We start from the raw sequence: 13,916 nt of genomic DNA on the forward strand, positions 1-13,916 counted from the left end.
TCGGAGTCGGAAAAGTTGCATGACTGAAGCATCAAATCAGGAAAACGGCCGTTTCCGTTACCCGTTCTTCGCCGGATCGCTGATCGCCGCGGGGATGGGTCTCGTCGCCATTCTCGGATGGATTGTCCGATCCCCGTTCCTGACCGGCTTCGGCCCGGCCAATATTCCGATGGCTCCCAGCACGGCGGTGCTGTTCGCCCTGCTCGGGGGCGCGTCGTATCTTCGGGACAGGTATCCGTCGCATCCGGGAATGCGCAGGGCGGGGACGCTGGCGGTCGCCGCCTGCTCCGCGGCGTCGTTTTCCATCGGCGTATTGTCGTTTTCGGGGATCCACCCGGCGCTCGAACACCTCGGGATGACGATCGACGGGACGATCCAGGGCCTGCCGTTGGGTCACATGTCCCCGGTCACGGCGGCTTATTTCCTGCTCGCCTGCCTTTCTTTCCTCCTGTCTTCCCGATCGCCGGCGGAGGACGGCATCCGGCTGCGCCTGGCCCGGTGGTCCGCATCCCTGCTGATCGTCCTGTCGGCCCTGCTGCTCGTGGCCTATATCATCGGCAGGCCGCTGTTCTACGCCGGGGGGATGATCCCTCCCGCCGCAACGACCGGCGTCGCCTTCCTTGCGCTTGGGATCTCGCTGCTCGGCATCGGTTTCGGGGACGGCAAGGTCGCGTTCCGCCGCGCGGAGCCGGTGACGCGCGAGGAGTACGCCCTGGTCCTGGTGTTCGTCCTGCTGGCCGCGGGCATCGTGGCCGCGGGTCATTTTCTTTTCCAGAGGTTCGAGAAGAACCACAGGACCCAGCTCGAGAGCCAGCTATCCTCCATCGCGAGCCTGAAGGTGTCCGGGCTGCAGCAGTTCCGGGAGGAGCGTTCCGGGGACGCCTCCATCCTGTTCGGGAACCCGTCTTTTACGAGGCTGGTGAAGAGTGCCCTCGCCTCCACCGAGGATTTCGATGCGCAGAGGCAACTCCGGGCGTGGATCGAGAAGTACTGGGTCTACCCCGATTATGACCGGATCTTCCTGCTGGACCGCCGCGGCGCCGTGCGGATGTCGTCCCGGGAGGCCGCGGAGCCGGTCGGGTCCGCCATCCTGGAGGGCGCGGCCGAAGCCCTTCGAACCGGCCAGCCGGTATTCGTGGATCTCTACCGGAACGAATACGACGACGAAGTCTACATGGCCTCCCTGGTTCCCGTCCTCGACGAACGGAAAAACCCCTTGGGCGTGCTGGTCCTCCGCATCGATCCGAAGGTGTGGCTGTACCCGTTCCTGAAGCACTGGCCCACGCATCACCGGACGGCCGAGACGCTGCTGGTCCGCAGGGACCGGGATTACGCCGTCTTCCTGAACGAGCTGAAATACCGGGACGATCCGCCGCTGTCCGTGAGCATCCCGCTCGACCCGGAAGCGAACGTTCCCGCCGTCCAGGCGGTTCTCGGCCGGGAAGGGATCATGGAAGGGGTGGACTACCGCGGCGTCCCGGTGATGGCCGAATTGCGGAAGATCTCCGGCACCCAGTGGTTCCTGGTGGCCCGGATGGACCTCTCGGAGGTCTACGCCCCGGTCCGGGAGCGTCTCTGGCTGACGATGTTCCTGGTCGTTTTCATGTTTCTCTCCGCGGGAGCCGGAGTGGGGCTGATCTGGAGGCACCAGCGGGCGCGGAGCTACCGGGAGCGATATGAGTCGGAACGGGAGCGGGCGTGGCTGCAGGACGTGATCTCACGGAGCCTCAACGAGGTCTACGTCTTCGACCCGGAAACGCTGCGGTTCAAGTACGTCAACGCGGGCGCCGCCCGGAACCTCGGCTACGGGACGGAGGAGCTTGCGCGGATGACCCCGGTCGACATCAAGCCGCGATACACGGAGGAATCGTTCCGGGAGATGATTCGCCCGCTCGCATCCGGGGAGCGCGGCCTGGTCGTTTTCGAGACCGTGCACCGCCGGAAGGACGGCTCCGAGTACCCGGCGGAGATCCATCTCCAGCTCCTCCCGGCGGCCGAAGGCCCGGTGTTCCTTGCGATCGTAAACGACATCACGGACCGGAAAACGGCGGAGGAGCGGGTGCGGCGGGGGCTCCAGATAGAGACGGCGCTCCGGCGGATCGACACGGAGATCCTCGAGGGGGCGAACATCCGGGAGGCGCTTTCGACCGCCTGCGGGGCGATCGTGGAGATGGGCTACCGCATGTGCTGGGTCGGCCGGCCGGACGCCGACCGCATGGTGCGGCCGGTCGCGGTCGCGGGCGAAGGGGCGGAATACGTCGAGGGGCTCGATCTTCATTGGGGCGACGGGCACGAAAGGTCCGGCCCCACCGGGATCGCCATCCGGACCGGCAGGCCGTTCGTGGTCGAGTGGATCTCCGAAAGCCAGGCATTCGGTCCCTGGCGCGACCGCGCGGCGCAGTATGGTTTCCGCTCGATGGCGTCGTTCCCGCTGAAATCCGGCGACGGGGACATGATCGGCGTGCTCAACGTCTACTCCGGAACGGAGAACGCTTTCAGCCAGGAGGAGATCGGGCGGCTCCAGATGTTCGCCCAGCAGTGCTCGATCGCCATGATGAGCGCCCGCCGGCTGGAGAGTCTGCGCGACGCCAACCAGCGGCTCAAGTTCCACGTGAGCCGGATGCCGCTGGCCTACATCGCCTGGGACATGGAATTCCGCGTCCGGGAGTGGAACCCCGCGGCCGAGCGGATCTTCGGGTGGAAGGCCTCGGAGGCGCTGGGGAAGCACGCCTACGATCTCGTCGTCCAGCCGGAGGTGCGGCCGTACCTTGACGGCGTCTGGGCGAAGCTGCTGGAGAAAGGGGAGCCGGAGTACTCCCTGAACGCCAACGTCCGCAAGGACGGAAAGGCGATCTCCTGCGAATGGTTCAACACGGCGCTTCGCGACGCCGAAGGGAACGTCACGGCGGTCCTGTCCATGGCCCACGACGTGACGGAGAAGACCGAGCTCCAGCGGCAGCTCCAGACCGCCCAGCGCATGGAAGCGGTGGGGACGCTCGCCGGCGGGATCGCGCACGACTTCAACAACGCGCTGACGGGGATCTTCGGGTTCGCCGAGATGCTCAAGGGGCAGCTCGAGGGCAACGAGGCCGCGCTTTCGGACCTCAACGAGATCTTCCGCAGCGCGGAGCGCGCGTCGCTGCTGACGCGGCAGCTCCTGACGTTCGCCCGCCGCCAGGTCATCGAGCTGTCGAACATCGGCCTGAACCGGGTGATCATGGATCTGATGAAACTGTTTTCGAAGGCGATCGGGGAGCAGATCGACCTGCGGACGTACCTCGCGAAAGACCTGCCTTCGGTCCGCGCCGACATCGGGCAGATCGAGCAGGTGGTCATGAACCTGGTCCTGAACGCGCGGGACGCGATGCCGGGCGGGGGGCAGCTCCTCATCGAGACCGGGCTGGCGAACCTGGACGCCGATTACGTCCGGTACCACCCGTACATGCAGGTCGGCTCCTACGTCGTCCTGACGGTTTCCGACACGGGGACCGGCATGGACCGGAAGACGCAGGAGCGGGTATTCGAGCCGTTCTTCACCACCAAGGGGCCGGACAAGGGGACCGGACTCGGGATGGCGATGGTGTACGGGATCGTGAAGCAGCACAACGGGTTCATCCACCTGTACAGTGAGCCGGGGAAGGGGACGACCTTCAAGGTCTACCTCCCCCCGGTGGAGGCGCCGCCGGACGAGCGTTCCGCTTCCTCCGCGCTTCCTGCGCCCCGGGGAGGGACCGAAACCGTCCTCGTGGCGGAGGACGACGAATCCGTCCGGATGCTCGTCGATCGGACGCTGACGGACCTCGGCTACACCGTGCTGGTCGCCCGGGACGGCGCGGAGGCGGTGGAGCTGTTCCGGGAGAGCGGGGACCGGGTCGCCCTGGCGATCCTCGACGTGGTGATGCCCCGCATGGGCGGGAAGGAGGCGTACGAGAAGATGCACCGGATGCGGCCGGGGCTGAAGGTGCTCTTCATGAGCGGGTACACCGCCAACGTGGTGCACGAGTCCTTCGTGCTGATCGCGGGAGTCCCCTTCCTCGCGAAGCCGCTGGGCCCGGGGGCGCTGGCGGCCAAGGTCCGCGAGGTGCTGGACAGGAAATGACGCCGGGGAAGCGACCCCGGATCAGATCTTTCCGAGCGCCTGCTCCAGGTCGGCGATCAGGTCTTCCTCGTCCTCGAGGCCGAGCGCGACCCGGACGAGGTTGTCCACGATGCCGATGTTCTTCCGGTACTCCTCCGGGTAGTCGAAGAACGACATCATCGACATCTGCGTCACCAGGCTCTCGCTGCCCCCCAGGCTCGGGGTGATCAGGAACAGCTCGAGGGAGTCGATGAACCTCCTCGTTTCCCTGTCGCCGCCCCGCACCAGGAACGTGATCACGCTTCCGAAACCCTTCATCTGCCGCTTCGCGATGCCGTGATCCGGGTGTGACGGGAGCCCCGGGTACCAGACCTTCTCGATCTTCGGATGGGCCTCCAGCATGCGGGCGACCGCCAGCCCCGCGCGGTTGTGCTGCTCCATCCGCATCCCGAAGGTCTTCAAGCCCCGCTCGAGCAGGAAGCAGGTGAAGGGACCGGGGACGGCGCCGACCATCCGCTGCATCCGGTACAGCTCGTTCAGCAGGTCGCGGCCGCCCAGGGTGACGCCGGCCAGCAGGTCGTTGTGGCCGCCGAAATACTTCGTGGCGGAGTGGACGACGACGTCGATCCCCATCTCCAGCGGCCGGAGGTTGTAGGGCGAGGCGAGCGTGGAGTCGATGATGGTCATCGCCTTGTGCTTCTTCGCGACCTTCACGACGGCGGGGAGGTCGAGCACGCGCAGGTAGGGGTTCGTCGGCGCCTCGGTGAAGATGATGTTCGTGTTGGGGCGGACCGCCGCCTCGATGTCCTTCGCGGTCGGATCCACCATGGAGACCCCGATGCCGAACCGGGAGAGGGTGTTCGTCGCGAAGTCCCGCGTCTGGCGGTAGCAGTCGCCCGTGAAGATGATGTGGCCGTCCGGCTTCATGTAGGTCATCAGCGTCAGGACGACGGCGCTCATGCCGGTGGAGAAGAGGATCGCCCGCTCCGCTCCCTCGATCGCGGCGAGCTTGCGCTCGCATTCCTGCTGGGTCGGGTTGCCGTAGCGGCCGTATTCGTGCTCCCGGATCGTCCGCCCCTCCTTCTTGGCCTTCATGAACTCGTACACGTCCGAGGTGTTCTCGAAGTAGTAGTTCGAGGTCTGGACGATCGGCGTGGATACGGCGAAGTGGGCCTTCGGGACGCGGCCGTGCCCGTGGATGCCGAGGGTGGACGGCTTCCAGCTTTTGGCGCGTTTGGATTTATCGGACATTCGGTTGTCTCCTGGATCTCAGGGAAGTCTCAAGGGCGCGGTTCAGCGCGTCCTTGACGGCGTCGACGCTGGCGGACACCTCGATCGGCTTGTTCGCGTGCTGGCTGGCGAAGCCCAGCGTCTCTTCGTGGTATCCGACCTTGAAGTCGGAGAACTTGAGGCCGTGCGCCGTGGAGATGACCACCACCTGCTCGGACTTGTCGATCCGCCCCGCCTTGAGCAGCTTGATCAGGGCCGCCAGGGCGACGCCGGTGTGCGGGCAGTTGAACATCCCCGTCCGGTCGCCGAGCGCGGCGGCGTCCGCCAGCTCCTGCTCCGTGGCGTCCATGACCACGCCCTGGAACCGCTTCAGCGTCCGGATCGCCTTCTCCACGCTCACCGGGTTGCCGATCTGGATGGCGCTCGCCAGCGTCTTCTGCGCCTGCACCGGCTCGAACGACTCGAAGTTCTTCAGGTAGGAACGGTAGAGCGGGTTGGCGTTCTGCGCCTGCGCCACGACGATGCGCGGCAGCTTGTCGATCAGCCCGAGCTCCTTCATCATGAGCAGCCCGCTCCCGAGCGCCGAGACGTTGCCCAGGTTGCCGCCCGGTATGACGATGACGTCCGGCGCCTGCCAGTCGAACTGCTGGACGATCTCGACGCCGACGGTCTTCTGCCCTTCGATCCGGAGGGAGTTCATGGAGTTGGCCAGGTAGAGCGTCTCGTCCTTGGTGATCTCCTCCACCACCTTCATGCAGCCGTCGAAGTCGGTGTCGAGCGACAGGACCAGCGCCCCGTTGGCGATGGGCTGGACAAGCTGGGCGATGGAGATCTTACCCCGGGGCAGCAGCACGATCGACGGGATGCCGGCCGCGGCGCAGTAGACCGCCAGCGCCGCCGAGGTGTCGCCGGTCGACGCGCAGACGACCGCCTGGATCGGCGCGCCCTCGCTGATCATCTGCTTGACCTGCGAGACGAGCACGGTCATGCCGAGGTCCTTGAACGAGCCGCTGTGGGAGTTGCCGCAAAGCTTCACCCAGACGTTCTCGAGGCCGATGATCTTTCCGAACCGCTCCGCCCAGAAGAGGTTGGTACTCCCTTCATAGAGGGAGACGATGTTGTCGTCCGATATGTTGGGGAGGATCCACTCCTTCTTCCCCCAGACGCCCGAGCCGAAGGGCCACTGGTTCGATTTGTACCGGTCCTCGAACCGCTTCATCCAGGACTTCGCGTCGAGCTGCGCGAGCGCCTTCATGTCGTGCCGCACTTCGAGCAGCGACCGGCACGACTCGCACCGGTAGATGATCCTGTTCAGCGGGTAGGTCGATCGGCACTGCTCGTTGATGCACTGGAACCAGGCGTTGTATTCCATGCGGGCACCCCTCCCTTGGCAAGTGTGCAATATACCACAGAAAAGAAAAGGCGGTTGCCGGGGGGCCAAGGCCCCGGCAACCGCCGACGGTGCGCTGCCCGCGTAAAAAAACGCGCCGGGCGGGTCGGTGCTACCTGCGGGGGCAGTCTTCGCACCCGGGGCCGCACCCGGGACCGAATCCCCGGCCGCGCCCCGGCCCGAAGCCGCCGCCGAGCAGCCCGCGCTTCCCGGCCTTTTCCTTCTGCTCGGGAGTCAGAAGCGCGTAGACCTTGTCCCGGGCCTGCGCCTTGGACACGATCATCTCGGCCTTCGCTTTCGCCTGTTCGTCCGTCAGCTTGCGGATCGCCGCCTCGTCGAGCGGCGATTTCCAGGCGATCTCCCGCATCTTCTCCCGGCTGTCCCGCATCTGCTTGCGAAGCGCCTCGCTCTTATCCCGCTCCGCGTCCAGGATGGCGCGGGCCTGCTTCTGCTGCTCCGCGGTCAGGTCGAGGTCGTCGGCGATGCGGTCGAAATGCCGCCCGGGGCCCATCCCCATACCCATCCCCATTCCCATCCCCCTGCCGCGGCCTCTGCCTTCCCAACAGGAGTCCCCGTCGCCCCGCCCGGGCCCTCTGCCGTACCACCCGCCGCGCCCGCGCTCGGGGGCGGCGGCCAGCTTGCCGTCGAACTCCCTGCAGATCGCGGACATGTTGTCTCCGCGGGGCGTGGTGAAGCGGACCTCGTCGCCGGCCTTCTTCCCCTTGCACGCGTCGAACGCCTCCTGCGGCGGCCCCTGGAATCTCCCGGGGCCCCCGAAAGCCCATCCCGAAACCGGGACCAGCGACAGCAGCGCGAGAACCCCCAATGCCTTCCTTGCCTTCCTTCCGATCGTTTCCATCGCTTCCTCCTTTTTGGATCCCGGCTTCGGATCCGGGTCGTTCCTCATCGTTGAAAACAGAAATAGCAGCGGAATATGGACGAAATATGGAGGAAATGGGGAAATCGGCGGCAGGCCGGGACGGCGATGGTTTTCGCCGCGCTACCTGTGGTATTTGGAAAGAATGAAGCTGCGGATCCAGACCAGGATGTTTCTCGCCATGCTGGCGGCGGCCGCCGCCGTGGTCCTCTGCATGTTCCTGGTGATGCGGTGGAGCTTCGACCGCGGGTTCCTGAGATACGTCCACGCCCTCGACCTGGAGCGGCTCGAAACCGTCGCCGCCCGGATCGAGGAGGCGTACGCCGAGGAAGGGTCCTGGCGGTTCCTGACGGACGACCCGCAGGGGATGTACCGCATGATGCGCCCCCCCCTCACGGAACGGCATCGCGGGAGGCAAATCCCGGGGCAGGAGGAGGATCCGCCTGAAGGGATGTCTTCTCCTCCGCGGGGAAGGATGGGGATGGGGATGGGGAGAGGCATGGAGCCGGGCGGCCCCTTCCATCGCCGGATTGTCCTGCTCGACGAAGGGAAGCGTCCGCTCTTCGGCCCGCCGGAGCGGGTGAGCGGCCTTTCACTGAAGCCGATCCTGCACAAGGGGGAAACGATCGGCTACCTGGGACTCGTTCCCCCGAGGATCGTCTCCGACGCCCGGCAGATGCGCTTCGTGCGGGAGCAGCGGCAGACCTTCGCGCTCATCGCGCTCGCCGTGGTCCTCGCGGCGGCGCTTCTCTCCCTGCCGCTGGCGCGGCAGATGGTCCGCCGGATCCGCGGCCTTGCCTCGGCAACCCACCTCCTGGCATCGGGCCGTTTCGACACGCGCGTTTCCGGCGACTCCTCCGACGAGTTGGGGCAGCTCGCGCGCGATTTCAACACGCTGGCGGTGACGCTCGAGAAGAACGAGGCGGCGCGCAGGCAATGGGTCGCCGACATCTCCCACGAGCTGCGGACGCCGCTCTCCGTCCTGCGGGGGGAGATCGAGGCGCTCCAGGACGGGGTGCGCGAAGCCACGCCGGAGACCGTTTCCGCCCTCCACGGCGAGGTGATGAAGCTCGGCCGGCTGGTCGACGACCTTTACGAGCTGTCGCTCTCCGACCTGGGCGCCCTTGCGTATCGTAGGACCGACGCGGACCTCGCGCGGCTGCTGCTGCAGGCGATCGATCCCTACCGGAACGAGTTCGCGGGGCGGAAAATCGCCCTGGAGGTCGACGTGCCGGCCGACCGGCCGTTTCCCGTGTTCGCCGACCCGGACCGCATTCAACAGCTATTCTCGAACCTCCTCGAGAATTCCCTGAAATACACGGAGCGCGGCGGGCGGCTGAGGGTTCGAGCGGAGCGGCGGGACCGGGCGGCGGTCGTGCATTTCGAGGATTCCGGGCCCGGCGTGCCCGAGTCCGAGCTGGGGAAGCTTTTCGACCGGCTCTATCGCGTGGAAGGCTCCCGCAACCGGGCGACCGGCGGGGCGGGGCTCGGCCTCGCGATCTGCCGGAACATCGTCGAGGCGCACGGCGGGAGCATCGCCGCCTTCCGTTCCCCGATGGGGGGCCTCTGGGTGAAGGCGGAGCTTCCGCTCAACGGGTAGAGGAACCATGGCGGGAAAGATCTTCGTCGTAGAGGACGAACCGAGGCTGGCGTCCCTGCTGACGGACTATCTGCGGCAGGCGGGGTACGAGCCGTCCTGCGTCGCGGACGGGCTGCAGGTCGTCCCGCGGGTCCGGGAAGAGGCGCCCGACCTGATCCTGCTCGACCTGATGCTGCCGGGGAAGGACGGGATCGAGATCTGCAAGGAGATCCGCTCCTTCTCGTCGGTGCCGATCGTCATGGTGACGGCACGTGTCGAGGAGATCGACCGCCTGCTCGGGCTGGAGCTGGGCGCAGACGACTACATCTGCAAGCCGTTCAGCCCCCGCGAGGTCGTCGCGCGGGTCCGGGCGGTGCTGCGCCGCGGCACGGCCAGGCCGGCGGCCGCCGGGCTCTCCCTCGACAAGGAGCGCGTCAAGGCGTTCCTGCACGGCCGGGACCTCGAGCTGACGGTCGTGGAGTTCCAGCTCCTGAATTTCCTGGCGGACCATCCCGGGCAGATCTTTTCCAGGGCCCGGCTGATGGACCGGATCTATCCCGACCGGCGGGTCGTCAGCGACCGGACCATCGACAGCCACGTGAAGAAGCTGCGCCGCAAGATCGAGACGGCCGCGCCCGACGAGGAGTGGATCCATTCCGTATACGGCGCGGGCTACAAGTTCGAGGCGCCTTGAGGGCGTCAGGCCCGGCCTTTCCCGCGGAACGCTTATACTGTATTCTTGGGTCCTTTCCCCCGAAGGAGGCGCCGTCTTGCCCATGATGTTGTCCGATCCCGTTTTCACCACGCTCGATCCCGACCAGCGCAGGGCCGTCCTGCACGACGGCGGACCGCTCCTGCTGGTGGCGGGAGCGGGATCCGGCAAGACCCGCGCCATCGTCGCGCGCATCCTGCGCCTGATCCACGACGGCGTCCCCGCCCGGAGCATCCTCGGGATCACGTTCACCAACCGGGCGGCGGGGGAGATGCGGGAACGCGTCGTGAAGGCGCTCTCCGCGGGCGGCGCCCCCTCCGTGGGCGATATGGTCGGCGGCTCCTTCCCGTGGGCCGCCTCGCGGGGGCCGGAGCTCCCCTGGCTCGGGACGTTCCACGCCTTCGGCGCAATGCTGCTGCGGCGCCACGGCGACCGCATCGGGCTCTCCCCGCGCTTCGTGATCTACGACGTCCGCGATCAGCTCGACGCGCTCAAGGCGATCCTGAAGGAGCTGAACATCGACGAGAAGAAGTTCACGCCGTCGAAGTTCGCGTGGCTCATCGAGCGGTCGAAGCGGGACGGCGTGTCCGTCGAGGCGGCGGCGCTTTCGGCGGGGTGGCGGTTCGTCTCCATGGCGGAGCAGGTGGGGAAGGCGTACGACGCGGCGCTGAAGGAGGCGGGCGCCGCGGATTTCGCCGACCTGATCCGCATGCCCGTCACGCTGCTGCGGGGGGCCCCGGACATCCTCGATTCGGTCCGCGCCGAGTTCCGGCATTTCCTCGTGGACGAGTTCCAGGACGTCGACGCCGCGCAGGCGGAGCTCACGGAGCTGATCGCCCTGGGGGCCGACTCGTTCTGCGCGGTCGGGGACGAGGACCAGTCGATCTACGGGTGGCGGGGCGCCTCCGCGGGGCCGATGCTTTCCTTCGAGAACCGCTACCCCGGAGCGAAGGTGATCCACCTCTCCACGAACTACCGCTCGCGCGCGTCGATCCTCTCCGTGGCGGGGGCGCTCATCGCGAAGAACCGCATGCGGAGGGACAAGGCGATTGTCCCGTCGCGGGAAGGCGGGGAGCCGCCCGCGATGTCCGTCTGCCTCGACCAGGACGCGGAAGGGAGGGAGGTCGCGATGGCGATCTTCCGCGAGATCGGCGCGGGAGTGCCGCCCACGGAGATCGCGGTCTTCTATCGGGTGAACGCCCAGTCGCGCGCGGTGGAGGACGCGCTGCGGATGCTGCGCATCCCGTACGTCCTGCGGGGGGCGCTCTCATTCTACGAGCGTGCGGCGGTCCGCGACGCGGTGTCGTACCTGAAGTGGTTCCTCAATCCCGGGGACGCGGTCTCCCTCAAGCGGCTGCTCAAGTTCCCGCGGCGCGGCGTCGGCGAGGTCACGCTGAACAAGGCGCGGGAGGCGGCGCGGAGGGAGGGCGTCCCGCTCTCCGCCACGCTGCCGCGGATCCAGGGGCTCGCCCCGTTGTTCGCCTTCCGGGAGCTGTGGCTCTCCGAGCTCCCGCAGATGTCGCCCGCCGAGGCGCTGCACGCGCTCCTGAAGGGAGCGGGATACCTCGACGCGCTTGAGGCGGCGGCGCGGGAGCCCGGGCCGGACCGGGAGGGGCCGGGGAAGGAGGAGGACCTCGAGAACGTCCGGGAGCTGTTCCGCGTGGCGGAAGGATTTCCGGGGACGGGGGACGATGCGGTCCGGGAGTTCCTGGAGAAGATGACGCTGGCGGCCGAGGAGACGGGGAGCGAGGAATCGGAGGCGGTCCGCCTGATGACGCTGCACAACGCGAAGGGGCTGGAGTTCGACGTGGTGTTCCTCGTGGGGCTGGAAGACGGGCTGCTGCCGCACTCCCGTTCGCTCGAATCGCGGGAGGAGCTCGAGGAGGAGCGCCGCCTCTTCTACGTGGGGCTGACGCGCGCCCGGGAGAAGGCGTTCCTGTCGCTGGCGCGCCGCAGGAACCTCTTCGGCTCCTTCCGGGACGCGATCCCGTCCCGGTTCCTGTACGATCTGCCCTCGTCGCTGGTGAAGTGGGAGGGGGCCCCGATGACGGCGCCCCGCGAGCCTGCGCGATCCCCGGAGCCGCGTTACGTCCGGGAGGAGCCGCCCGCGATGGCGGCGCGGCCCCGCAGGGTGCGGCACCCGGTCTTCGGCGAAGGGAAGATCGAGGCGGTCGAGGGGGACGGGGCCGACCGAAAAATCATCGCCCGGTTCCCCGTGTACGGTCTGAAGAAGATCCTGGTCCGCGCCGTTGCGATGGAGTTTCTCGACTGACTGTCCCGCGTGACGAAAAATCGTCAGGAGCCGATGAACAGCTCGAACTCGCCGTCCCTTTCCCCGCCGCGCGGGCGGGAATACGGGAATTCGACCGCAGCCTGCCTGCGCCGCAGAACGGCATAAAGAAACGTCGCCGCCCCCAGCGCCAGCATGGCGATCAGCGTCAACTCGTTTTTCTTCACGTGACCTCTCTCCCCGCCGGGATTCCGCGCCCGGCCGCGCTTCCGATTATTTCATTTTATGGAATTGCGCAGCCGGGGCCAAGCGCTATCAGACGGCGGGGTTGCGCCTCCCGGAAGAAACGTGGTACTCCTTAAGACGTTCCGGGAAAAAAGGCGGAAACTCCGCCGGGTTTGAGGAATCCTAAGGGGTACGATGGATGCCCGAGGAACGCTGGAAGGAAGACGAGGAGCTGCTGGATCGGCTGCGCCGGGGCGCGCCGGGCGCGGTGGAGGAGCTCCTTCGCATGTATCAGGGAAAGATCTTCAACCTCGCCATGTCGATCCTGAAGAACGAGAGCGACGCGGAGGAAGCCACCCAGGACGTATTCATGACCGTCATCCGGAAGGTCAACACGTTCAAGGGGAATTCCGCCTTCTACTCCTGGATGTACCGGATCTGCGTCAACACCTGCCTGATGCGTCTCCGCGGCAAGCGGCGCAACGACACCGTCGCCATCGAGGACTTCATGCCCGTGTTCACCGAGGAAGGGGTGCACGCCTCCCCGATGGACGACTGGAGCAAGGAAGTCGAGCGGAAGGCGCTCAACGAGGAGCTCGGAAACATGATCCGGAAGTTCACGGAGGAGCTTTCGGAGAAATACAGGGTCGTTTTCGTCCTGAGCGACGTCGAGGGGCTCTCCAACGAGGAGACCGCCAAGATCCTCGGGATGACCGTTCCTGCGGTTAAGTCCCGGCTGCACCGCGCTCGCCTGTTCCTGCGCGGGCAACTGGAGCGATATCTTCGGGAAGGGAAGGCGGACTGAAACCATGAAATGCAAGGAGCTCGCATATCTTCTCGACGATTATCTCGACGGGAGCATGGAGCCCGGGATGCGGCGGGAGGTGGCGGAGCACATCAACCAGTGCGAGCCGTGCAAGGCCTTCACGAAAACCTACCGGATGACCTGCAGGAAGGCCGCGGAGCTGCGCGGGACCATCGAGTACAAGATCCCGTGCGACGTCCAGGAGCGGCTCACGGCCTTCCTCGTCTCCGCCGCGAAGAGATACCCGGAAGAGATGGAGGAATACCGCCGCCAGGCCGAGCGGGAGCGGAAGGAAAAGGTCCTCGCGTTCTTCAAGGCCGCCCGGGAAGGGAAGCTTTCCCCGATGTGCACGCTGCTCGTGGACACGCACGTCGCCGTCTGCCCGTGCTGCAAGGAGTACATGGCCGTCCTGATGCGTTCGAACGATGTCTGCTCCCTTCTCCCGGCAGAGATCCTCGAGCATGCCGTCCGCCTGCTCGAAGCGCTCCCTCCGGGCGAGGAGTTTTTCCTGGCGTGAGCGTTACCCCGTTTTCCGCACCCGCCGTTTTATTCCCGCGAGGGCGTACACCCTTTTCCTTCGCTACGCACGCCGCCTGAAAGCGGCCTCCGTCCGGTTATCATCTAACGATGAGCGGAGGTGCGCGCACGATGACCCGACCGTACCCGTTCAGCGCTCTGGTGGGGCAGGATCTGTTGAAGAAGGGGCTCCTTGCGATCGCGGTGGACCCGTCGATCGGCGGGATCCTGCTGCGGGGCGAGAAGGGGACGGGGAAGACGACGGCGGTGCGCT

The 13,916-nt window shown here is 66.7% G+C and carries 11 protein-coding genes; 7 read left to right on the forward strand and 4 right to left on the reverse strand.

Annotated features, from left to right (window positions below):
* Positions 1-19 precede the first annotated feature (19 nt).
* Positions 20-4,099, forward strand: a complete 4,080-nt coding sequence (locus AB1346_13175; protein MEW6721392.1) for a PAS domain S-box protein — start codon at positions 20-22, stop codon at positions 4,097-4,099.
* A gap of 21 nt (positions 4,100-4,120) precedes the next feature.
* On the opposite strand, the gene AB1346_13180 is transcribed toward AB1346_13175, so the two are convergent.
* The 3 genes from AB1346_13180 to AB1346_13190 all read right to left on the reverse strand — a co-directional run bounded on the left by AB1346_13180 (position 4,121) and on the right by AB1346_13190 (position 7,557).
* Positions 4,121-5,329 (reverse strand): aminotransferase class I/II-fold pyridoxal phosphate-dependent enzyme, encoded by a 1,209-nt coding sequence (locus AB1346_13180; GenBank protein MEW6721393.1) that lies wholly within the window; start codon positions 5,327-5,329, stop codon positions 4,121-4,123.
* Entirely contained in the window at positions 5,319-6,680 is a 1,362-nt protein-coding gene (gene thrC, locus AB1346_13185) for a threonine synthase (protein MEW6721394.1), read from the reverse strand. The genes AB1346_13180 and thrC overlap by 11 nt, the downstream gene beginning before the upstream one ends.
* 130 nt (positions 6,681-6,810) lie before the next feature.
* Entirely contained in the window at positions 6,811-7,557 is a 747-nt protein-coding gene (locus AB1346_13190; protein MEW6721395.1) for a Spy/CpxP family protein refolding chaperone, read from the reverse strand.
* A gap of 163 nt (positions 7,558-7,720) precedes the next feature.
* On the opposite strand from AB1346_13190, the gene AB1346_13195 reads away from it, so the two are divergent.
* The 3 genes from AB1346_13195 to AB1346_13205 all read left to right on the forward strand — a co-directional run bounded on the left by AB1346_13195 (position 7,721) and on the right by AB1346_13205 (position 12,138).
* The gene (locus AB1346_13195; GenBank protein ID MEW6721396.1) at positions 7,721-9,175 is read left to right on the forward strand and encodes an ATP-binding protein; all 1,455 of its coding nucleotides are present in this window, start codon (positions 7,721-7,723) and stop codon (positions 9,173-9,175) included.
* A 7-nt stretch (positions 9,176-9,182) separates the two neighbouring features.
* Complete coding sequence (locus tag AB1346_13200; GenBank protein ID MEW6721397.1) at positions 9,183-9,848, forward strand: response regulator; 666 nt, start codon at positions 9,183-9,185, stop codon at positions 9,846-9,848.
* An 82-nt stretch (positions 9,849-9,930) separates the two neighbouring features.
* Positions 9,931-12,138 carry a UvrD-helicase domain-containing protein gene (locus AB1346_13205; GenBank protein ID MEW6721398.1) on the forward strand — a complete coding sequence of 736 codons (2,208 nt, stop codon included), beginning with the start codon at positions 9,931-9,933 and terminating at the stop codon, positions 12,136-12,138.
* A gap of 23 nt (positions 12,139-12,161) precedes the next feature.
* Here AB1346_13205 and AB1346_13210 read toward each other — a convergent pair whose 3' ends face one another.
* Positions 12,162-12,323 (reverse strand): hypothetical protein, encoded by a 162-nt coding sequence (locus AB1346_13210; GenBank protein MEW6721399.1) that lies wholly within the window; start codon positions 12,321-12,323, stop codon positions 12,162-12,164.
* Between the two features lie 197 nt (positions 12,324-12,520).
* On the opposite strand from AB1346_13210, the gene AB1346_13215 reads away from it, so the two are divergent.
* From AB1346_13215 to AB1346_13225, 3 genes are all read left to right on the forward strand, one after another.
* Positions 12,521-13,126 (forward strand): sigma-70 family RNA polymerase sigma factor, encoded by a 606-nt coding sequence (locus AB1346_13215; protein ID MEW6721400.1) that lies wholly within the window; start codon positions 12,521-12,523, stop codon positions 13,124-13,126.
* Positions 13,127-13,130: 4 nt separating this feature from the next.
* Entirely contained in the window at positions 13,131-13,643 is a 513-nt protein-coding gene (locus tag AB1346_13220) for a zf-HC2 domain-containing protein (protein ID MEW6721401.1), read from the forward strand.
* A gap of 131 nt (positions 13,644-13,774) precedes the next feature.
* A partial coding sequence (locus AB1346_13225; GenBank protein ID MEW6721402.1) for a magnesium chelatase occupies positions 13,775-13,916 on the forward strand: 142 nt, incomplete at its 3' end.

Source organism: Thermodesulfobacteriota bacterium, assembly GCA_040758155.1.
GTDB lineage: Bacteria > Desulfobacterota > Deferrimicrobia > Deferrimicrobiales > Deferrimicrobiaceae > UBA2219.

Coding starts and splice junctions, on each gene's coding strand:
- AB1346_13175 (MEW6721392.1), top strand. CDS start 20: ATGACTGAAGCATCAAATCAGGAAAACGGCCGTTTCCGTTACCCGTTC.
- AB1346_13180 (MEW6721393.1), bottom strand. CDS start 5,329: ATGTCCGATAAATCCAAACGCGCCAAAAGCTGGAAGCCGTCCACCCTC.
- thrC (MEW6721394.1), bottom strand. CDS start 6,680: ATGGAATACAACGCCTGGTTCCAGTGCATCAACGAGCAGTGCCGATCG.
- AB1346_13190 (MEW6721395.1), bottom strand. CDS start 7,557: ATGGAAACGATCGGAAGGAAGGCAAGGAAGGCATTGGGGGTTCTCGCG.
- AB1346_13195 (MEW6721396.1), top strand. CDS start 7,721: ATGAAGCTGCGGATCCAGACCAGGATGTTTCTCGCCATGCTGGCGGCG.
- AB1346_13200 (MEW6721397.1), top strand. CDS start 9,183: ATGGCGGGAAAGATCTTCGTCGTAGAGGACGAACCGAGGCTGGCGTCC.
- AB1346_13205 (MEW6721398.1), top strand. CDS start 9,931: ATGATGTTGTCCGATCCCGTTTTCACCACGCTCGATCCCGACCAGCGC.
- AB1346_13215 (MEW6721400.1), top strand. CDS start 12,521: ATGCCCGAGGAACGCTGGAAGGAAGACGAGGAGCTGCTGGATCGGCTG.
- AB1346_13220 (MEW6721401.1), top strand. CDS start 13,131: ATGAAATGCAAGGAGCTCGCATATCTTCTCGACGATTATCTCGACGGG.